16 protein-coding genes are annotated in these 22,211 nt (G+C 20.6%); 7 read left to right on the top strand and 9 right to left on the bottom strand.

Going from position 1 to position 22,211, the window contains the following annotated elements; all coding sequences use genetic code 11:
- Positions 1-12: 12 nt before the first annotated feature.
- Together H0H33_RS00260 and H0H33_RS00255 are read right to left on the bottom strand one after the other, a co-directional pair.
- Positions 13-2,916: a 4Fe-4S dicluster domain-containing protein gene (locus tag H0H33_RS00260; protein ID WP_185877928.1), complete on the bottom strand. Its 2,904-nt coding sequence runs from the start codon at positions 2,914-2,916 to the stop codon at positions 13-15.
- Positions 2,917-2,927: 11 nt separating this feature from the next.
- Entirely contained in the window at positions 2,928-4,259 is a 1,332-nt protein-coding gene (locus H0H33_RS00255) for a c-type cytochrome (RefSeq protein WP_185877927.1), read from the bottom strand.
- A 180-nt stretch (positions 4,260-4,439) separates the two neighbouring features.
- Here H0H33_RS00255 and H0H33_RS00250 point away from each other — a divergent pair, with 180 nt between their 5' ends.
- Genes H0H33_RS00250 through H0H33_RS00230 form a run of 5 tightly spaced genes read left to right on the top strand, consistent with a single transcriptional unit; the run spans position 4,440 to position 8,800 of the window.
- Positions 4,440-5,753 carry a M16 family metallopeptidase gene (locus tag H0H33_RS00250; protein WP_185877926.1) on the top strand — a complete coding sequence of 438 codons (1,314 nt, stop codon included), beginning with the start codon at positions 4,440-4,442 and terminating at the stop codon, positions 5,751-5,753.
- Positions 5,754-5,779: 26 nt separating this feature from the next.
- The gene (locus H0H33_RS00245; RefSeq protein WP_185877925.1) at positions 5,780-7,150 is read left to right on the top strand and encodes a M16 family metallopeptidase; all 1,371 of its coding nucleotides are present in this window, start codon (positions 5,780-5,782) and stop codon (positions 7,148-7,150) included.
- The gene (locus tag H0H33_RS00240) at positions 7,143-7,463 is read left to right on the top strand and encodes an iron-sulfur cluster assembly protein (protein WP_185877924.1); all 321 of its coding nucleotides are present in this window, start codon (positions 7,143-7,145) and stop codon (positions 7,461-7,463) included. Before H0H33_RS00245 ends, H0H33_RS00240 begins: the two co-directional genes overlap by 8 nt.
- Positions 7,464-7,491: 28 nt before the next feature.
- Positions 7,492-8,439: an SPFH domain-containing protein gene (locus tag H0H33_RS00235; RefSeq protein ID WP_185877923.1), complete on the top strand. Its 948-nt coding sequence runs from the start codon at positions 7,492-7,494 to the stop codon at positions 8,437-8,439.
- Between the two features lie 7 nt (positions 8,440-8,446).
- The gene (locus tag H0H33_RS00230; protein WP_185877922.1) at positions 8,447-8,800 is read left to right on the top strand and encodes a DUF3127 domain-containing protein; all 354 of its coding nucleotides are present in this window, start codon (positions 8,447-8,449) and stop codon (positions 8,798-8,800) included.
- A gap of 12 nt (positions 8,801-8,812) precedes the next feature.
- On the opposite strand, the gene H0H33_RS00225 is transcribed toward H0H33_RS00230, so the two are convergent.
- From H0H33_RS00225 to sucC, 4 genes are all read right to left on the bottom strand, one after another.
- The gene (locus H0H33_RS00225; protein ID WP_238785611.1) at positions 8,813-9,346 is read right to left on the bottom strand and encodes an endonuclease III domain-containing protein; all 534 of its coding nucleotides are present in this window, start codon (positions 9,344-9,346) and stop codon (positions 8,813-8,815) included.
- A gap of 110 nt (positions 9,347-9,456) precedes the next feature.
- Positions 9,457-11,538 carry an AAA family ATPase gene (locus H0H33_RS00220; protein ID WP_238785610.1) on the bottom strand — a complete coding sequence of 694 codons (2,082 nt, stop codon included), beginning with the start codon at positions 11,536-11,538 and terminating at the stop codon, positions 9,457-9,459.
- A 69-nt stretch (positions 11,539-11,607) separates the two neighbouring features.
- Positions 11,608-13,017 carry a hypothetical protein gene (locus H0H33_RS00215; RefSeq protein WP_185877920.1) on the bottom strand — a complete coding sequence of 470 codons (1,410 nt, stop codon included), beginning with the start codon at positions 13,015-13,017 and terminating at the stop codon, positions 11,608-11,610.
- 6 nt (positions 13,018-13,023) lie between these two features.
- A complete protein-coding gene (gene sucC / locus H0H33_RS00210; RefSeq protein WP_185877919.1) occupies positions 13,024-14,193 on the bottom strand; it encodes an ADP-forming succinate--CoA ligase subunit beta in 1,170 nt (389 codons plus the stop codon).
- Between the two features lie 97 nt (positions 14,194-14,290).
- On the opposite strand from sucC, the gene H0H33_RS00205 reads away from it, so the two are divergent.
- Entirely contained in the window at positions 14,291-14,944 is a 654-nt protein-coding gene (locus H0H33_RS00205; RefSeq protein WP_185877918.1) for an alpha/beta hydrolase, read from the top strand.
- Positions 14,945-15,105: 161 nt separating this feature from the next.
- Positions 15,106-15,513, top strand: coding sequence for a hypothetical protein (locus H0H33_RS00200; RefSeq protein ID WP_238785609.1), 408 nt, complete (start codon positions 15,106-15,108; stop codon positions 15,511-15,513).
- Positions 15,514-15,516: 3 nt separating this feature from the next.
- Here H0H33_RS00200 and sucB read toward each other — a convergent pair whose 3' ends face one another.
- Genes sucB through alaS form a run of 3 tightly spaced genes read right to left on the bottom strand, consistent with a single transcriptional unit; the run spans position 15,517 to position 22,211 of the window.
- The gene (sucB, locus tag H0H33_RS00195; protein ID WP_185877917.1) at positions 15,517-16,677 is read right to left on the bottom strand and encodes a dihydrolipoyllysine-residue succinyltransferase; all 1,161 of its coding nucleotides are present in this window, start codon (positions 16,675-16,677) and stop codon (positions 15,517-15,519) included.
- Positions 16,678-16,702: 25 nt separating this feature from the next.
- On the bottom strand, positions 16,703-19,471 hold the full coding sequence (locus tag H0H33_RS00190) for a 2-oxoglutarate dehydrogenase E1 component (RefSeq protein WP_238785608.1): 2,769 nt from the start codon (positions 19,469-19,471) through the stop codon (positions 16,703-16,705).
- Between the two features lie 43 nt (positions 19,472-19,514).
- The gene (alaS, locus tag H0H33_RS00185; protein WP_185877916.1) at positions 19,515-22,211 is read right to left on the bottom strand and encodes an alanine--tRNA ligase; all 2,697 of its coding nucleotides are present in this window, start codon (positions 22,209-22,211) and stop codon (positions 19,515-19,517) included.

The following is a 22,211-nucleotide window of genomic DNA, read 5'->3' as shown; positions in this document are numbered from 1 at the left end:
TTTATTATAAGTTTACTCATCATTTACTATTTTTAATAAATAATTAACATTAGGATTGACACCTATAAAATCAAGAAGTTTATAAGATCTTGAATTATTCAATTTTTTTAATATTTCACTATTTTTATCATTAATATCTCCAAATGTTATGGCATCAGTAGGACAAGCAATGCTACATGCTGTTTTAAATTCTTCGTCTTTTATTTTTCTTTTTTCCTTTTTTGCTTTTCCAATAACATATTGAGTTTTTTGAATACATAAAGAACATTTTTCCATTACACCTCTACTTCTTATAACAACATCTGGATTTAAAACCATTTTTCCTAACGTATTATTCATATTAAAATCAAATTTTTGATTATTTGTATAATTGAACCAATTAAATCTCCTTACTTTATAAGGACAATTGTTTGCACAATATCTAGTTCCTACACATCGATTATAAGTCATCATGTTTTGTCCTTGTAAACTATGAGAAGTAGCTCCTACTGGACAAACTGTTTCACATGGGGCATACTCACAATGTTGGCACATTATAGGTTGAAAAGATACCTTAGTATTAGTATGAGAAATTTTATTTTTATTTGAAGTATTATCATAATTAATATTATTATTAGAATAATATCTATCGATACGTATCCAATGCATATCTCTAGATTTTTCTATTTCATTTCTTCCAACAACTGGAACATTATTTTCAGAATGACAGGCGATTACACATGCTCCACATCCTATACACGCGTTTAAATCTATAGATAGATTAAAATGATGTCCTTCTTTTTTATTTTCTAAAAATTTATCTTTAAACTGACTATTTTCTTTTTTATTCCAAACATTTTTAGGAAAATTTAAAAATGTGTTTAAATTAATTTCCTTAATTAAATTTCTATCTAATGAAATATTTTGTGATTGTATACAAGCAAACTTATGAAGTTTATCAGTTTTTTCTATCTGTACATTATATTGATTTAAATTAAAATTTTCATAAATTTTATACGAATTTATTCCTTGACATAGATCTGTTAATTTTCCTATTTTTTGTCCATATCCAAAGGATAAACCTATAGAACCATTACTTTGTCCTGGTTGTATAAGTATGGGTATATTTTTAATTAAAATTTTTTTGTTTTTTATTAAATTAATACAGTTTCCATTTAGTGATCCATCTGTTCTATACCAATTTTTTAAATTTCTTTTTACAGCATCATCATATGATATAGTTAGATAATTACCCCAAGTAGTTCTTGTTATAGGATCAGGAAATTCTTGTATCCATGGATTATTATATTGTGATCCATCTCCTATACCTATTTTAGTATATAATCTAAGTTCTAATAAATTATCATTTATTTTATTTTCATTTTTTTTAATATAATATATAATATATTTTTTATTATTATTTTTCTTATTTATTATCGTATTTTTTACATTTAAATATCCATAAAATAAAGCTTCGTTAAAAGAAGAATAATTTGATTTTGGTATAATATTATTTTCCCATTCATTTTTTAAATATTCATAGTAATTTTTAACTTTTATCTTTCCCCAAATAATTAAAGAATCTTGAAATTGTCTTGTATTAAAAATATTTTTTATAGTGGGTTGAATAAGAGTATAATAATTAGATACTGGATTAGTATCTCCCCAAGATTCAAGCCAATGAGGAATAGGAGCAATTATATCCATTAAATTGTTAGTTTCATTTTTATTCATAGAAAATGAAACAGTCATAGGTATTTTTTTTATTAAATTTTTGAATTGATCAGATAACTGATATGGAAGACTATAAATAGGATTAGTATCATAAATAAATAATGCTCCAATATTTTCTTTGTATGAATTTTTTATAAAGGATTTAATTTTATCATTATCACTATCTTTTGACAAAAAATATTTATTATTTTTTATAGCATTACTATTTAATTTTTTATTTATCAAAAAAGATAATTCGTATGATTCTTGATCTCCATCAGAAAATATTACACTATTATTTCCAAATTTTTTAATGAGATTAGCAATTCTTAATATTTTTTTATCTTTAATAGTTTTTTTTTCTAAAACAATATATTGATAAATATCAAATAACATTTCTTTTATTTCAGATGGTTTTTTTGATATTCGTATGTCCGCATTAGATCCAGATATAGACATATTACTTTCAATATGAATATGTTTTAACATATTTTTATTAGGACTTCTATTTTTTGAATAAATTTTTACCATACTATCTGGATACCAGTCTCCTAAAAAATCTGCATCAAATGATACTATTAATTTGATATTTTTTATATCAAAAAAAGGAAAAGAACGAACCCCAAAAATTTTTTTTGATGCATTTAATGCATTTGAATATGATATTGGATCATATATAATCCATATTGTATTAGGATAATTTTTTTTAAAATCGTTAATTAATTTTTTTGTAGATATACTAGGAAAGGATGGAGAAATAAAAATAATTTTTTTTTTTGTTTTTTTTAAATGTTTTAAATTATTAATAATATAATTATCTATTGATTTCCAATTACTTCTTTTTCCTTTCATATATGGATATTTTAATCTTTCTTCATCATAAAGTGATAATAAAGATGATTGTATTCGAACTGAAACAGTATTAAAATAAGTAGATGTAGGATTAGGTTCAATTTTTATTGGTCTTCCTTCTCTAGTTTTAACTAAAACACATCCTATATCAAAAGAATCTATCATAGTAGATGCATAATAAGTTGGTTCCCCAAGAGTAATTTCATCTGGTTTTACTATATAAGGAATTGATTTTATTACTGGACCTTTACAAGCTGCTAAAGTGACTGAAGCGGTACTAAATCCAATCCATTTTAAAAAATCTCTTCTCGTACTTTTATCATTAAAAAATTTTTTTAACGAAAATTTTTTTTCTTTATTATTATTAATCATTATTTATATTATTAATAGTGACATTTTGCACATTCTGTACCACCAATCATGTCGACTGTATTTTTTTTATCTTTATCATTTTTAATATTTTTTTGAAAAAAATATTCCTTGTAATATTGATTATTTTTATCAATTTCTATATTTCTATGACAAGAAAGACACCATTCCATAGTAAAATCATTTGACATTTTAATTTGATCCATTTCATTGACTTCTCCATGACAAGCATTACAAACTGTTTTAACTTTTTTGAATTTTTTTATCGGTTCATTTCCAGATATAATATGTTGTGAATGATCAAAATATACAAAATCAGGCATATTATGTATTCTAATCCATTTAATAGGATGAACTTTTCCAGTATATTTCATATTTTTTTCATCCCATCCAATAGCATAATAAATTTTTTTGATTTCTTTATCATATTCATCTTTACTTTTTCCATTTTCTATATAATCACCATTATATTCATTAATAGTAATATGACAATTCATACAAATATTTGCAGAAGGAATACCAGATGTTTTACCATATTTTGCATTAGAATGGCAATATTCACAATCTATTTTATTGATTCCAGAATGAATTTTATGAGAAAAATAAATAGGTTGTTCGGGTTGATATCCTTTATTAACATCTATTCTCATTAATAAACTCCATATTAAATATATATTAAATATGATAAATGTCGTTAGAAAAAAAAACAATAAATACCAATTTTTTAAACTTTTTTTTAAGAAATTTTTATATAAAATTTTTATGAAAAAATCTTTTTTTTTAAAAAAAAGATTAATGTCTTTATTTTTATTAAATAAAATATATAGAATATAGATTCTATATAATAATAAAATAGTGATAATAGATATTACTATTAAAAAAAATATAAATAATTTTATTAGAAAATCTGTTTCAACATTTTCTTTTATAAAGCTTTTTTCATTTAATACATTATTTATACTTTCTTTTTTTTTTGATGATTCTGCATTTTTTATAAAAAATAAAATATCATCAATTTGTTTATTTGATAAGTGTAGAAATGAATTCATTTCTATATTTTTATAATCTTCATAAATTTTAATTGCTTCTTTATCACCACTTTTTCTTAATGATTTATTATCTTTTATCCATTTATGAAGCCATTCACGATTTCTTTTTTCTGTTATGCCAGATAATGCTGGACCTATCATTTTTTTATTCAAATCCATTGAATGACATGATGTACAATTTTTTTTAAAAAGATCTTTACCATTATCAATATTTCCTTCTACAATATCTTTGGATATTACACATTCTGCATTTATAGAAAAAAATAAAAATATGATGGAAAAAATAATCTTTTTCATAACTCCACAAATTCATATAATTTTTGAAATAAATAAAATTAAAAAAATCTCATTTATTAAAATAAAAATTGTAAATTTCTTAACAAATTAACGACGAAATAAAATATAATATCTAAGATACAAAATATAGACAATTGGATATCAATAAATGATATTCAAGATTATTCAATATAAAATATTATGATGAATAAAATTCAGAATAAAATTCAGAATGATTATAAAATAAATTTTTTAGAAGAGAAACTTTCAAATGGATTAAATGTAATTTATCATCAAGACAAAAGAAATCCAATAATATATACATCAGTATTATATCATGTAGGAAGTAAAAACGAAGATCCAGGAAAAACTGGATTTGCACATTTTTTTGAGCATCTTATGTTTGAAGGATCTAAACATATAAAAAAAGGTGATTATTATAAATATATTGCCTCAAATGGAGGTCAAAACAATGCATATACAAATCAAGATGAAACTTATTATTATGAAGTGATGCCATCAAATTGTTTACCAATTGCATTATGGTTAGAATCAGAAAGGATGTTTTATGCTAAACTTGATAAAGATAGTATAGATCTTCAAAGAGAAGTAGTAAAAGAAGAAAAAAAAATGAGATTTGAAAATCAACCTTATGTTAAAGCATTATCAGAAGTAATTCCATCTTTATTGTTTAAGAAACATCCATATAAATATCCAATTATTGGATATGATAAGGATTTAGATTCTGCAACAGAAAAAGATTATGAAAAATTTTATAATACATATTATGCACCAAATAATGCAACTTTAGTCGTAACAGGTGATTTTGAATTAAATGATGCAAAAGAATTGGTGAATAAATATTTTTCTTTTTATTCTAGTTCAAAGAGTAATTGTAAAAAAACAATTAATTTTCCAATAGAAGATCCAATCAATGAAGAAATAAAATCAACATTTTTTGACAGAAATGCAAAAATACCTGGAATATTTTTATCTTATAGAACATCAAATATAACACATGATGATTTTTATAAATTAAAAATAATAGATTACATTATTTCTTCAGGTGAAAGTTCAAGGATTATTAATAATATAGTAAATATAAAACAATTAGCAGCTTATGCTGGATCATCTTTAGATGTTATGGAAGATTATGGAATATTTACTATATACGGTATTATTAATCATGGTATTTCTTTAGATAAACTATTAGAAGAAATAGATAAAGAAATTGAATACTTTAAAGAAAAAGGAATTACACAATATGAATTAGATAAACAAATGAATTTTTTTGAAAAAGGATTTATTTACGATAATTATTTTATGAGTGGAATTGCTTCTAATTTATCACATTATCATTTATATTATAAAAATACAAATCTAATCAATACTATAATGAATCATTATAAAAATGTTACAATATTAGATGTACAAAAAGTAGCAAATAAATATCTCAATAAAACTAATAGAGTATGTTTATATAATATTCCAGAATATTTAAAATCTTCATATTAAATTTTTAATTTTATTAAAAACTAACGATGAAACAAGATCAATTTATTCCTCCTAAATTATTAAATAAGAATATTAATATAAATATACAGGAACCTATTTATTTCCATCTAAAAAATGGATTACAAGTTTTTTTAGTAGAAAATCATAAACTGCCACTAGTAAAAATTATATTGGAAATAGATTCTGCTCCATTTTTAGAAAAAGATAAATCAGGTATGCAAAAGGTTTTTGGTAAAATGTTGAGAGCAGGAACAAAAAATTATACAAAAGAAGAATTAGAATCTGTAATAGATTATATGGGAATAAATCTTGATACATCTTTTTCTGAAATAACAATTTCTACTCTAAAAAAGTATTTGAATAAATCAATATCTATTTTAGTTGACATATTAATAAATTGTAAATTTTCTAACAATTCGGAATTAGAAAAAGTTATAAAACAAACAAAAATAAATATTAATATGAACGAAAAGAATCCTAATTTTGTATTAAAAAGAGTTAAAAATCTAATATATTTTGGTAAAAATCATCCATATGGAGAATGTGAAACTATTGATAGTATTAATAATATAACTCTTTATGATCTAAAAAAATTGTATAAAAAATATTATATACCAAATAGATTTTATATTTCTTTTGTAGGAGATATTTCTAAAAAAGAAGTAAAATATTTATGTAAAAATTATTTATCTAAATGGAAAAAAAAACCTTATGTAGACAAATATAAAGAAATACCTACACCTTCATTTGATAAAATGGATATATATATAGTAGATATGCCTTTTTTAACTCAATCTAGTATTTGTTTTGGAAAAACAGTTTTTTTAAGAAAAAATGATCCATTATATATTTCATCTATCATAGCAAATAGTATATTAGGAGATGGACCTTATAGTCGTTTATTCTTAAATTTAAGAGAAAAAAATGCTTATACATATGGTATTTGTTCTGTATTAGAAGCAGATAGAAATATTGGATATTTTTCTATTTATACTCAAGTAAGAAATGAAGTAACAAAAGAAGCAATTAAAAATATAATTAATGAAATATCAGATTTTGTATCAAAAAAAATATCTTTGGAAGAACTAAATGTTAAAAAACAAGAAATTATCGGTCAATTTTTATTAGATTTAGAAGATTCTACTAAAATTAGTGATCTTTTTGTTTGTGAAAAAAAAAATAAACTTCCATATGGATTTTATAGAAATTTTATAAAAAAAATTAAATCAGTTACAATAGATGATATTAGTAATACTTGTAAAGAATTTTTTCCTATTGATGTAGGAAGTATTTTAATTATAGGTAATTCCAAAGAAATATTTTCTTCTATAAAAGATTTAGGTTATCCTGTTCATTATTTAGATATAAATGGAAATTTTTTAAAAAAAAATGTATAGAAAAAAACATAACAAATTAAAAAATAGTATCATATCTATATTAAAAAATATATATGATCCAGAGATACCTGTAGATATTTATGAATTAGGTTTAATATATGATATTCAAATTTCTCATGAAAATGAAATAAAAATAATAATGACTCTTACCAGTCCAAATTGTCCTATTATAGATTCTTTACCCAAAGAAATAGAAAATAAAATAAAATCTATAAAAGATGTAAAAAAAGTTAAAATAATATTAACTTTTGATCCTCCTTGGTGTAAAGAATTTATGAGTGAAGAAGCTCGATTAGAATTAGGTTTATTATAATTAATAATTTAATAATATTTTAAATTTTATGAATATTTTTGATTTATTTTTTTATGGAATATTAATTGTCACATTTTTTTCTATACTTTCTAGTTTTATGTTTGTAGTAAATCAGGAAACTGCTTTTATTATTGAAAGAATGGGAAAATTTCATAGCATACGTCATGCTGGATTAAATTTAAAAATTCCTTATGCAGATCGTGTGATAGGAAAATTGTCGTTAAAAATTCAACAATTAGATGTGTTAATTGATACAAAAACAAAAGATAATGTTTTTGTAAAAGTAAAAATATCCGTTCAATATAGAGTAATTAGAGATAAAGTATATGAAGCATTTTATAAACTTGATAATTCTCATTCTCAAATTACTTCTTATATATTTGATGTAGTTCGTGCAGAAGTACCTAAAATGAAATTAGATGATGTTTTTGAAAGAAAAGATGATATAGCTATTGCTGTAAAAAATGAATTAGATGAATCTATGTTAGAATATGGTTATTCTATTATTAAAACATTAGTTACTGATCTTGATCCAGATGAACAAGTAAAATTAGCAATGAATAGAATTAATACAGCTGAAAGAGAAAAAGTTGCTGCTGAATATAAAGCTGAATCAGAAAGAATAAAAATAGTAGCAAAAGCAAAAGCAGAAGCAGAAAGTAAAAAATTACAGGGGAAAGGTACTGCAGATCAAAGAAGAGAAATATCTAGAGGAATTTTAGAATCTATAGAAATTTTAAATAAAATGGGGATTAATTCACATGAAGCATCAGCTTTAATTGTGGTAACTCAACATTATGATACTATTCAATCTATAGGAAAAGAAAGTAATACTAATTTAGTTTTATTACCTAATAATCCTGGATCTGCAAATGAAATGTTAAATAATATGATCACTTCATTTAGTGTATCTAATCAAATTAATTATAGAAAAGATAATGAAAAAAATAATAAAAATATAAAAAACAAGAAATAATACAATTATGGAAATAATAGGAAAAGTAAAAGAAATATTTCAAATTCAAAAATTTGAAAGTGGATTTAAAAAAAGAGAACTTGTTATAACCACTGAAGAACCTTATCCTCAAAATATATTAATTGAATTTATTCAAGATAAAGTTGGACTATTAGATTTAATAAAATTAAATGATAAAGTAAAAGTTTATTTTAATATTAGAGGTAGAGAATGGAAAACTCCTAATGGAGTAACAAAATATTTTAATTCTATTCAAGGATGGAAAATAGATTTAATTAGTAATAATATATCTAACAACAAAAAAGAAGTTTCATCACAGTCTTCTTTATCTTCTGACGATTTTGATGATCTTCCTTTTTAGTTTTTTTTAATTTTATAAACAATTATTATATAATAATTCTTGATAAATTATATCTTTTCTTAATTTCCATGTATAAGATGGAGAAAATTCTTTTCCATAAGAAATAATTTGTAAATGGAGTTTTTTCCATTTATATTTTTTAAATAAACGTTTTACATCAACTTCCGTTTTTTTTACACTTTTTCCACTACTTAATTTCCATTTATAAATTAATCTATGTATATGTGTATCTATAGGAAAAAAATATTTTTTAGATATATTAGATAAAAATAATGAAGCTGTTTTATGTCCTACCCCTGGTAGTTTTTCTAATTCTATTATATTTTTTGGAATAGATCCATTATATTTTTTTATTAAAATTTTAGATAAATTGTAAATATTTTCAGATTTTTTGTTATGAAGTCCTAATTTTTTTATTAATTGTTTTATCTTATTTATTCCTAATTTAATAATATCATGAGGAGATCTTATTTGTTTAAAAATTTTTTTTGTAACAAGATTAACTTTTTCTTCTCTACTTCTTGTAGTAAGAATTATAGATATCAATAATGTATATTGATTAATAAAATATAAATTATTTATAGGATTAGGATATAAAAAATCTAGTATTCTTTCAATTATTGAAATTTTTTTTTTAAAAAAAAATTATTATTCATTTATTTTTCTGTATAAATTTTTATTTTATTTTCTTTAGAATTCATTTTTAATAGTATTTTATATCCTTTTTTTATATTATCATTAATAATAGATTCAAATATATTATTTATTATATGATTTTTTATTGATTTTTTTATAGATTTAACTTCATAATTTTTTTTTAAATTTATTTTTTTTATAAAATTATTAATCTTAGGATCTAAGATTAGTTTATAACCTAAATTATTAATATATAATATCAATTTATTTAATTCTAAATTAATTATTTTAGATATATCATTAGAATTCAATGAATTAAATATAATAATATCATCTATTTTATTTAAAAATTCATATGAAAATATTTTTTTTAATGATTCTTTTAAAGAATTTATATTATTTTTACTATCATATTTGTTTGATCCTACCTTATATCCTATTTTTCTATCTAATTTTATTAAATTTTTTGTTCCAATATTTGAATTAAATATAATAATAGTATTTGTAAAATTAATTTTTTTTCCTAAACTATCTGTTATAAATCCATAATCTAATATTTGTAATAATAAATGAAAAATATCAGGATGTGCTTTTTCTATTTTATCAAAAAATATTATAGAATACGGTTTATTTCTAATTATTTCGGTTAATTGTCCTCCTTCTTCATAACCAATATATCCAGGTGGAGATCCTATCAACCTTGATATAGAAAATCTTTCTATGTATTCACTCATATCTATACGTACTAAAGAATTTTCTGAATTGAATAATTCCTTAGATAATACTTTTGTTAAATAAGTTTTTCCAACCCCCATTTTTCCTAAAAAAATAAATGATCCTATTGGTGAGTCGAAATTTCTCATTCCTATTATATTACTTTTAATAACTTTTAAAAGTTTCTCTATTATTTGATCTTGTCCAATTACTTTATTTTTAATAGAATTAATTATTGTATCTAATCTTTCTATCCCAATTTTATCTATTTTATTAATTGGGATTCCACTCATCATAGAAATAACCTCTTCCACATGTTTTTTATAAACAATTTCTTTATTTTCTTTAGAAAATTTTTCCCAGTTTTTTTGAGCTTCTATTAATTTTTTTTCTATAAATTTTTCTGTATCACGAAATTCAGCAGCTTCCTCGTATTTTTGATTTTTAATAACTTCAGATTTTTGTTTTCTAATTTTATCTAATTTTTTTTCTAAAACTATTATTTCTTTTGGAACTTTTATATTTTTTATATAAACTCTGGATCCTGATTCATCCAAAACATCAATAGCTTTATCAGGAAAAAATCTATCCAATATATATTTAGACGTTAATTTAACACAAGCGTTTATTGCTTCTTTTGTATAAACAACATTATGATAATTTTCATATTTATATTTAATATTCTTTAATATATCAATTGTTTCTTTTTCTGAAGATTGTTCAATAATTATTTTTTGAAATCTTCTTTCTAACGCTCCATCTTTTTCTATATATTTTTTATATTCATTTAACGTTGTTGCTCCTATACACTGAATATTTCCTCTAGCTAAAGCTGGTTTAAATATATTAGATGCATCTAATGATCCGGATGGAGTACCCCCTGCACCTATAATAGTATGTATTTCATCTATAAAAAGTATTAATTCAGGATTTTTTTCTGATTCATTAATAATAGATTTTATTCTTTTTTCAAATTCTCCTCTATACTTAGTCCCGGCTATTATACTTGTAATATCCAATATAATTATCCTTTTATTATATAAAATTCTAGAAATTTTTTTTTTTACTATTCTCATCGCTAATCCTTCAGCAATAGCTGTTTTTCCAACTCCAGGTTCTCCTATCAGTAAAGGATTATTTTTTGTTCTTCTACTCAAAATTTGAGATATTCTTTCTAATTCATCATTTCTTCCTATTAATGGATCAATTTTACCTTTCATTGCCATTTTATTTAAGTCTTTTCCAAAAAGATCTAATACAGGTGTACTACTTAATGATGATGAAGAATTTTTAAATTCTAAATTAGATTTATTCCTTTTCATATTATAAGTAAAACTAGATTTAGTATCATCAATATTTTCATCTGAATAAATAGGGGAGTAAATCATTTTCAAATAATGAATCATAAATTTTATATTCTATAAAAAAATTTTAATAATTAATTTTAAAATTCAAATCTAAGAATTATTTAAAATAACTCGTTTTATAAATAATTTTAAAAATTTATTTTTTTGATTAAAATCATCATAATTTTTTTTATTTTCAATTTTAATTTCGTAATCAAAAAATAAATTATTGATTCTATTTTTATAAAATTTTAAAAAATTTTTATGAATTAAACTTAATTTACTATTTTCTATTTTATATGATGAAATAATTATTGATAATTTTTTGTGATTTATCATTTTAAATTTAGTATCGTTAATTAAAGTATTCATTAAATCTATAGATAATAAATTTTTAGGTATTTGATTAATAAATTCGTTCCATAAGTCTATAAAAAAAATTATTTTTTTATTATTTAATTTTTTATTTCTATTATGAAAATGATATGATAATTGAATAATACTTATTTCTATTAACGATTCTATATTTGTATAAAATTCTTTTTTTTTATATAAAAAATATTTTTTTTCTAAATCGGAACAAATTTGTAATGATTTATTTAACAGATAATACGATATATTTTTTGATTGTTTTATATAAAATTCTAATACTTCTTTTTTTTTTACTAAGTTTGATGATTTTTGATCAAAATTTTTTGATAAAAAAAGATTCCTAAAATGTTTTTTTAATCCTATTATGAAATAATAATTTTGTTTTTCATTATTAAGAAATTTTTTTTTAATAAAAGATAACGTCTTATGTATATTTTCGTTTAATAAATAATCTACTATTATAAAAAAATTTTTTGATTCAATAATCCCTAAATTTTTTATGATTAAATCATTAGTTATTATATTATTATTATAACGAATATAAAATTTATTTAGTGTAATAATTGCTTTTCCAATAGAACCGTCTGCATATTTAGAAATAGTATTTAAAGCATTTTTTTCTATTTTTATTTTTTCTTTGTTAACAATCATTTCTATATGAGAAAGTATATTTTTTTTTGGTATATTTTTAAATGTAAAAGATTGATAGTTATTTATTGTATATTCAAAAATTTTTTTTTTATTAAAAAAAATAAATAAACTATTAGGAATTTTCATTAATTTATAAATATCATATGGATATATTATATTTTTATTATTAAAAATAAAGATATTTGGTTTATTATTTTTTTTTATAAATAATTTTTCTGGAAATATTTTTATATAAATAGGATTTCTTAAAAAATTGTATAATTTATATAAATTATTTATATTTTCTTCATTTGAAAATAATTGATTTATACTTTTTGCTAAAATATTTGCACAAGTATTTTTTCCTACTCCTTCTTTTCCAAAAAAGAATAAAAATTTAGATAAATTTTTATTTTCAATATTCTTTAATAAAGAAGATATTATTTCATTTTGTCCAATAACATTATTCCATTTTTTTGGTTCATATTTTTTTATAAGATATAGATTATCATTTAACATAATCATTCATGATAAAATTTTTTTTATTTTTTCTGATGAATTTTTTAATGTATCAGTGATATAAATAGGTAATGTATTTTTATTCTTAAAAAGAATTTTTTTTGCATTTTTATCATTTGTTCCTTTTAAACGAAAAACCATTGGTATATTAATTGGATTATTAATTTTACATGATTGTATAATTCCTTTAACAACTGAATCACATCTTACTATTCCACCGTATATATTTATTAATATTATTTTCACTGATTTATCTTTTAATATTAGTGAAAAAGATTTTTTTACTATATTTTCATCAGCAGCTCCTCCTATATCTAAAAAATTAGCGGGTTCTCCACCACATGATTTAATCATATCCATAGTAGCCATAGCTAATCCTGCACCATTAACCATACATCCTACATTTCCTTTTAGTTTTATAAAATTAAAATTATTTTTTTTATTTTTTTCATCAATTATATATAATTTTTTTCTACGAAATGTTGCATTATCATCTAACGTTATCTTAACATCTACTGGTATAATATCGTTTTTTAATGTTTTTATAAATGGATTTATTTCAATTAATACAGCATCAATAGACATATATGCTTTATTAAGATTTTTTAGAAAAAAAATAAAATTTTTCATAGATTGATCATTATCCATTCCTAAAAAAAATCCTAATTTTCTTATTTGAAACATTTGTAATCCTAATATTGGATTTATTTCTTCTATATGTAATTTTTTTGGATTTTTAGATATTTCTTCTATATTAATTCCACCTTCTTTTGAACATATTATAACATTTTTTTTTATATCACGATTTAACATAATAGATAAATAATATTCTTTTTCACTTGATGATGATGTTGAATAAACATTTTCTGATATTAATATTTTTTCTACAATTAAACCTTCTTTTGGTGTTTGAGGTGTAATTAAACGTTTTCCTAAAATATTTTTAGATTTTTTATAAACTTCTTCAAGATTTTTCACTATTTGAATACCACCAGATTTTCCTCTACCACCTGCATGTATCTGAGATTTTATGACTATAGATTTTTTTTTAGTCTTTTTAAATAAAATTTTTGCAGCTGTTACAGCTTCATCAGGAGATGTGATCATAATTCCATGAGGAACGGAAATTGAAAAAGTTTTTAATATTTCTATCCCTTGGTATTCGTACAAATTCATAAATTATAATTTTTATTTATAATAGTAAATTTAATATAATTTTTAATTATTAATTTTTTTGTTTTATTTAATTTTGTAAAATGTAATAAATAAATTTATGATACAAAAAGAAAATAGATCTATAAAATACGTTTTAAAAAAACCAGAAAAATATAATAAATATTCTCCTTTATTTTTAATGATTCATGGATATGGAAGTAATGAAAATAATCTTTTTTATCTTAAAAAAGATATTCCTAATAATTTTTTTATAATTAGTATTCAAGGTCTTTATTGTATTGAAAAATACAAATACTATTGGTATGATATTAATTTTTCTGATAAAAAAAAATTTATTAATATAGAACAAGCTAAATATTCTATTAATAAAATATCTGATTTTATAGATAAATCGGTGGAAAAATATAATCTTAATTATAACCAAGTTTGGTTATGTGGATTTAGTCAAGGTGCTATTATAAGTTATGCTATAGCTTTAAAAAATAAAAAAGTAAAAAAAGTACTTTCTTTAAGTGGATATTTAGATAATAAAATTATTTTTATTTTTAAAAATAAAAATGTAGATTTTTTTATTTCTCATGGAATAAATGATACGATTATTCCTATTGATTGGACTAAAAAAGGAATAAAAATATTAAATGACAATAATATATATTCAATTTTTTATAAAGAATATGAATCTGGACATGAATTAAATTATCTTAATTATGAAGATATTATTAATTGGATTAAAAAAAATAATAAACAATGATAATAATCAATAAATATACTAAAATTATTACATCTATATTAATTTTATTTTTATCTATTTTTTTATTCGTGATAAAAAAAAGTTATTTTTATATAAGTTTTATATTGTTTGTAATAAGTTTATTTTTAATTTTTTTTGTATTTAAAAACGAATTTTTACTGATGGCATTTATAAAATTAGGAAAAAAAGACATGAAAGGATTAGAAAAATATTTAAGCTACATTAAAAATCCTAAAATTCAACTTATGAAAAATCAAGTAGCTTATTTCTATTTTTTGAATGGAATTCTTTATCTAAAAAAAGATATTAATAAATCAGAATTTTATATGAAAAAATCTTTGGATAATGGATTAAAATTTAAGTATAATATAGCCATTGCTAAATTGAATTTAGCAATAGTATCATTATCAAAAGGTAACAAAGAAAAGGCTAGATTATTATTATTAGAGGCAAAAAAAATGGATAAATCAAAAATATTACGTGATCAAATAAATTTAGTAAAAAATCAAATAAAAAAATCAAACATAGGAATTAGAAATATTCAAAATCCTTTTTTTAGAAAAAAATAATAATTATAATATTTTTAAAATACTTGGAATATTTTTTTCATTTCCGTTCATTAAAAATTCTATTGGATTTTCTATAGATTCTTTAATACAAGATAAAAATCCAACGGATTCTCTTCCATCAATAATTCTATGATCATATGATAAAGCTACATACATAATAGGACATATTTTAATAGAATTATTAATGACTATAACTCTATCCATAATTTTATGCATTCCTAAAATAGCACTTTGAGGTGGATTTATAATTGGAGTAGAAAGCATTGATCCAAAAACTCCACCATTAGTAATAGTAAAAGTTCCTCCTTCCATATCATGAATAGTTATCGTTCCATTTTTTACTTTTTCTGATAATATTTTAATTTCTTTTTCTATTTCCATAAAAGATAATTTTTGACAATCTCTAATAACGGGGACTACTAAACCTTTAGGGCCAGACATTGCGATACTAATATCAAAATAATTAAAACTTATTTTATTGTTTTGATCATCAATCATTGAATTAACATCTGGATATAATTTTAATGCTCTTATACAAGACAAAGTAAAAAATGACATAAATCCTAATTTTACACCATGTTTTTCCTTAAAAATATTTTTATATTTTTTTCTTATGTGAAAAATTTCTTGCATATTAACTTCATTAAAAGTAGTTAATATCGCTGAGTTATTTTTAACATCAACTAATCTTTGAGATAATTTTTTTCTTAAAGAAGATAAAGGAGTTATACATTCTTTTCTTATTTTATTATCATTATTATTAGTTAACAATACATTATTTATGTTGGATATTTGATTGTAATTTATACAATCCTTTTTAGTTATTCTTCCATTTTTTCCAGTTCCTTTAATTTTTTCTTTAAAAAGATTATTTTCTCTTAATATTTTTTTTGAAGCTGGAGATACAATTTTTTTTATTTTATTTTTTGTATTAGTATCAATTAAACATATAGTATCTCCTACTAATATTTTAGTATTTTTTTTATATAAAATATTTATAATACCATTATTTTCTGAATGGATTTCTAAAGTAGCTTTATCCGAATCAATTTCAGCTATGAGTTGTCCTTTTTTTACATAATCTCCATTATTAACAAGCCAAGAAGATATTTCTACTTCTGTAATTGATTCTCCAGGTGATGGAGCTTTTATTTCTATGATCATAGATTATTAAATTTAATTAAATTAATTAAAAAATAAAAGACTTTTCTAATACTTTGTTTCTAATTTTTAAAAAGCTAATGTAAGATCCTACAGAAGGGCTAGAATTTTCGCTTGGGGATATTAACTTAATTTTGATTATACTGCTTATTTTTCTTAAAATAAAACTCCATAACCCCATATTTTCAGGTTCTTCTTGAACCCAAAAAATATCTTTTTTATTTTTATATTTATCTAAAATATTTTTTATTTTATTAATATTTAAAGGATAAATTTGTTCTATTCTGACTAATGCAATTTTATCGTCTTTAATTGATTCTTTTTTATTTAATAAATCATAATATATTTTTCCGGAACAAAGAATTACTCTTTTTATTTTTTTATAGTCTAATACTAGATTATCATCTACAATTTCTTCAAAAGATCCATTGGATAGTTCTTCTATTGAAGATAAACATTTTGTGTGTCTTAACAAGCTTTTTGGAGTAAAAATTATGAGAGGTTTTCTAAATTTTAATTTCATTTGTCTTCTTAGTAGATGATAAAAATTAGAAGGATATGTACAGTTTACTACAAATAAATTATTTTTAGCACAAAGTTGTAAGTATCTTTCTATACGAGCAGAAGAATGTTCAGGACCTTGTCCTTCATAACCATGAGGTAATAATAAAACTATTCCATTTTGGACTTTCCATTTATCTTCTCCTGAAGAAATATATTGATCTATAATTATTTGACATCCATTACTAAAATCTCCAAATTGAGCTTCCCATACAGTTAAAGTATTTGGAGTTGCCATTGCATATCCATAATCAAATCCTAGTACTCCGTATTCTGAAAGTGGAGAATTATATATTTCAATTTTTCCTTGTATACTATTTAATTCTTTATTAAGAATTATTATTTCTTCTTCGTCTTCTGTTTTTATTACAATATGACGTTGAGAAAATGTTCCTCTAGCTACATCTTCTCCAGATAAACGTATACAATATCCTTCATATAGTAATGTAGCATAAGCCAATATTTCAGCCATACTCCAATCCACTATGTGGTTATCCAACATTTTTAATCTATTTAAAAAAATAGATTTTATTTTTTTAAAAAAAATTTTTTCTTTTGAAATAGAAAATATTTTTTTAGATATATTTAATATTGTTTTTAATGAAATTTTCGTATCAATTTTATTAAAAATATCTTCGTCTTTAATGACAATAGGAATATTTTTCCATTCTTTATATAAAAATGGAATTATATAATTTTTTTTAATTTTTTTTGATTCTTCATATTTCTTGTTAAGAATCCTATCATATTTTTCTTCTATATTTTTAATATAATCATTATTTATTATATTTTCATTTTTTAATTTAATTTTATATAGTTCATAACTATTGGGATGAGAAAATATTTTTTTATATAAAATAGGTTGTGTAAATCTTGGGTCATCTCCTTCATTGTGTCCATGTCTTCTATACCCAATTAAATCTATAAAAATATCTTCTTGATAAGACATTCTAAAATCTATAGCAAATCGAATAGATTTTGCTACAGATTCAATATCATCAGCATTAACATGTAAAATAGGAGATGATATAGTTTTGGCTATATCAGTACAATAAAAACTAGAACGTCCTTCAACATCGTTTGTAGTAAATCCTATTTGATTATTAATAACGATATGAATAGTACCTCCTGTTTTATATCCTTTTAATTTAGATAATTGCAATACTTCATATATAATTCCTTGACCAGACAATGCAGCATCCCCATGAATTAAAATAGGAATTATACTATAGTTGTTTTTATTATAAATTTTATCAATTTTTGCACGTGTCATCCCTTCTACAACAGGAGTCACAGACTCTAAATGCGATGGATTAGGTAATAAATAAATATTTACATTTTTATTAATTTCATCAATACTTTTTATACTACTATATCCCATATGATATTTTACGTCTCCTGAAAATGAATTATCTTCATATTCTTTATTTTGAAATTCAATAAATATTTTAGATAAGTCTTTATTTAGAAAATTAGAAATAATATTTAATCTACCTCTATGTGACATACCTAAAATAAATTCTTTAGTTGAATAATTTTTACAAGAATATTTAATCATTTCTTCTAAAAGAATTATTATAGAATCGTTTCCTTCTATAGAAAATCTTTTTTGACCTATAAATTTATTATGAATAAAGTTTTCGAATTTTGTAGATTCATTTAGTTTTTTTAAAAAAAATTTTTTTTCATTTTTTGAGAAAAAAATTGATCGATTTTTTAAAAAATTTTTTTCTATCCAACAAATTTTATTTGGATTAAGTATATGTGAATATTCTATACCTATAGAATTACAATATACATTTTTCAAATGATTAATAATATTTTTTAATGACGTATTTCCAATATTTATTGATTTTCCTGATTCAAACGATTTTTCAAAATCATTTTTGGATAATCCAAATTTATTTATTTCTAAATAATTTTTGTATTCTTTTTTTTTATTTGAAATAGGAATAGGATTTGTATTAGTGAAATAATGGCCACAATCTTTATAATATTGAATTAAGTTCAATACATAAATTTCTTTTTTAATTATTTTAAATAAATCTATTTTAGTAGATTTTTTATTCAAACGAATGTTATTATTTATATGATTTTCTCTTCCAAAATCAAATCCATGAAAAAAATAATTCCAACTTAATTCTATAGAATTAGGATCGATTTTATACTTTTCATATAAATATTCTATAAAATGAATATCTTTTAAAAAAGAAAATCTATCATTTATAATGATCATTTCATTTTAATTTAAACATTTTTCTAATATAATAGATTAAATATTATTTTTTATTGTTAAATGTCTTTTCTATATATATCATCATATTATCTAATATAGATTTTATATCATTTTTATTTTCACCAATTACAAAAGAAAAATTATTTTTACCCCATGATTTTACCCCATATTTATTTTTAATAATTTTATTCATTACTTCATTAGCACTAATTCTATATATTTTTATTATATTATCCGATATAAAAACGAATATAAAATATTTTCCATTTTTTATGAATCCAGTAAACATAAATAAACTTGGAATTTTTTTTATTAAATCCATTCCAATTTTTTTAATAAAATTTTCATTTTTATTTTCTTCTTTTTCTTTTTCAGAAAAAATATGGCATATATATTTTATATTATTTAGATATATCATTTTTGTTTTATATTTATTTTTAATAGATTTTATTTTATCTAAATATATCCCCGATATTTTTTTTGATAAATCTTTATTTTTATTTTTTAGATTAAAAATCATTTTTGTTATATTGTAACAATTAAATTTTTTTCTTATAGAATTTAATTCATTATAAGAATTTATTAAATATTTAATCGCTTTTTTATAGGTAACAGCTTTTATCCTTCTTATTCCATAAGAAATAGAATTTTCTGTTAATATTTTAAATACTTGAATTAATCCGGTATTTTTTACATGTGTACCTATACAAAATTCATGAGAATTTCCAAAAGAAATTATACGTAATTTTTTATGTTTTTTATATTTTTCTTTAAGTATTTCTTTGTTTAAAGAAGGTATATTCTTTTTTATTTCTATAGAAGAAAAAGAATTTTCTTCTATAGAAATAGATGAAAAAATTAATTCTTGAACAAAATTTTCTATATCAATTAATTTATTATAGGATATTTTTTCATTGTGAGAAAAATCAAATCGTAAATAATCATTATCTATATAAGAACCCTTTTGTTCAATATGATTACCTAAAATTTTTTTTAATGAAAAGTACAATAAATGAGTAGCTGTATGATTACATTCTATTTCTACTCTTCTATTTTTATCAACAAAAGAATTAAAGGTGGATTTGATATGAATTGGTAATTGATTTACAGTATGTATGATCGTATCATTTATAACTTTTGTATTAATAATATTAATTACTTCTTGATCATTATTTGTAATAATCCCAGTATCTCCTATTTGCCCACCTTTTTCAGGATAGAAAGGAGTTCTATCAAAAACCAGTTCATAATAATTTTTTTGTTCTAATTTATTAAAAATTTTTCTATATTGTATTATACAAATTTTACAATTTAAAGTATGATATCCTATGAATGAATTTTTAACGTTTTTAAATTTTTTATTTTTATTTAAATATACCCAAGAATCCATTATAATTATGTTATTATACTTTCTAGATTTATTTTTTTGTTCTAATAATTTTTTTTTAAATGTTTTTTCATCAATTAATAAATTATGTTTTTTTATTAATATTTTAGATATTTCTATTGGGAATCCATAAGTATCATGTAATTTAAATATTACATTTCCATCAATAATTTTTTCTTTTTTTTCTTTATTATATTTAATAATATGGGAAATTTTTTTACATCCATTTTTAATAACGTTAATAAATGAAGATTCTTCATCTCGAATTATATTAATTATATATTTTTTTTTGTTTATATTTTTTGGCAAAAATTTTTTTATAATAAGATCAGCAAAAATATATATAAAAGGAATTTTTATTTTCAAGTAAAAATAAACATGGATAATTGCTCTACGTAAAATTTTTCTTACTATATATCCTGATTCTTTATTTGAAGGAATTTGTCCATCATATATAGAAAATATTATAGCTCTTAAATGATCAACAACTATTTGTATAGATATATTTTGTTGTAAATTTAATGTTTTATAGAAATTATTTTTTATATAATTATTTATATAATCAATAATTGGAAAAAATATATCTGTTTGATAACTAGAACTTTTATTTTGTAATACCATACATAATCTTTCTAACCCCATACCTGTATCTACATGTTTTATTGGAAGAGATTCTAATTTAGAATCTAATTTTCTTGAATATTCTATGAATACTATATTCCATATTTCTATTACTTTAGGATGATTTTTATTGATAAGATTTTTTCCTAAAAGTTTAGATTTTTCTTTATTATTACGTAAATCTACATGAATTTCTGTGCAAGGGCCACATGGGCCATGGTCTCCCATTTCCCAAAAATTATCCTTTTTTCCAAAAAATAGTATATGATCTTTATGAATAAAAGATCTCCAATATTTCAAACTTTCTTTATCTAAAGATAATTTATCTTTATCATCACCTTGAAATATAGTAATGTATATATCATTTTTAGATATACCATAGACATTAATTAATAATTCCCATGCCCATTCTATAGCTTTTTCTCTTGAGTAATCTCCAAATGACCAATTTCCCATCATTTCAAACATAGTATGATGATAATTATCATATCCTACTTGTTCGAAATCATTATGTTTTCCTGTAACTCTAATACATCTTTGTATATTAGCGACTCTAGGATAATATGGAATTTTATGTCCTAAAAAATAGTCTTTAAAATGATTCATTCCTGAGTTTACAAATAAATTGGATGAATTATCATTATTTAAACAAATAGGAAAGGAAGGATAAATTTTATGTTTTTTTTTTTTAAAAAAATCAATAAAAATATTTTTTATTTTTTCGTATTCCAT

Source organism: Blattabacterium cuenoti, from assembly GCF_014252415.1.
Classification (GTDB): domain Bacteria; phylum Bacteroidota; class Bacteroidia; order Flavobacteriales; family Blattabacteriaceae; genus Blattabacterium; species Blattabacterium cuenoti_Y.
This window is presented reverse-complemented; position numbering and strand designations above follow the sequence as displayed.

Bases quoted from the DNA above. Each gene is read 5' to 3' on its own strand.
- H0H33_RS00260 (WP_185877928.1), bottom strand. From the start codon at position 2,916: ATGATTAATAATAATAAAGAAAAAAAATTTTCGTTAAAAAAATTTTTT.
- H0H33_RS00255 (WP_185877927.1), bottom strand. From the start codon at position 4,259: ATGAAAAAGATTATTTTTTCCATCATATTTTTATTTTTTTCTATAAAT.
- H0H33_RS00250 (WP_185877926.1), top strand. From the start codon at position 4,440: ATGATGAATAAAATTCAGAATAAAATTCAGAATGATTATAAAATAAAT.
- H0H33_RS00245 (WP_185877925.1), top strand. From the start codon at position 5,780: ATGAAACAAGATCAATTTATTCCTCCTAAATTATTAAATAAGAATATT.
- H0H33_RS00240 (WP_185877924.1), top strand. From the start codon at position 7,143: ATGTATAGAAAAAAACATAACAAATTAAAAAATAGTATCATATCTATA.
- H0H33_RS00235 (WP_185877923.1), top strand. From the start codon at position 7,492: ATGAATATTTTTGATTTATTTTTTTATGGAATATTAATTGTCACATTT.
- H0H33_RS00230 (WP_185877922.1), top strand. From the start codon at position 8,447: ATGGAAATAATAGGAAAAGTAAAAGAAATATTTCAAATTCAAAAATTT.
- H0H33_RS00220 (WP_238785610.1), bottom strand. From the start codon at position 11,538: ATGATTTACTCCCCTATTTATTCAGATGAAAATATTGATGATACTAAA.
- H0H33_RS00215 (WP_185877920.1), bottom strand. From the start codon at position 13,017: ATGTTAAATGATAATCTATATCTTATAAAAAAATATGAACCAAAAAAA.
- sucC (WP_185877919.1), bottom strand. From the start codon at position 14,193: ATGAATTTGTACGAATACCAAGGGATAGAAATATTAAAAACTTTTTCA.
- H0H33_RS00205 (WP_185877918.1), top strand. From the start codon at position 14,291: ATGATACAAAAAGAAAATAGATCTATAAAATACGTTTTAAAAAAACCA.
- H0H33_RS00200 (WP_238785609.1), top strand. From the start codon at position 15,106: ATGGCATTTATAAAATTAGGAAAAAAAGACATGAAAGGATTAGAAAAA.
- sucB (WP_185877917.1), bottom strand. From the start codon at position 16,677: ATGATCATAGAAATAAAAGCTCCATCACCTGGAGAATCAATTACAGAA.
- H0H33_RS00190 (WP_238785608.1), bottom strand. From the start codon at position 19,471: ATGATCATTATAAATGATAGATTTTCTTTTTTAAAAGATATTCATTTT.
- alaS (WP_185877916.1), bottom strand. From the start codon at position 22,211: ATGGAATACGAAAAAATAAAAAATATTTTTATTGATTTTTTTAAAAAA.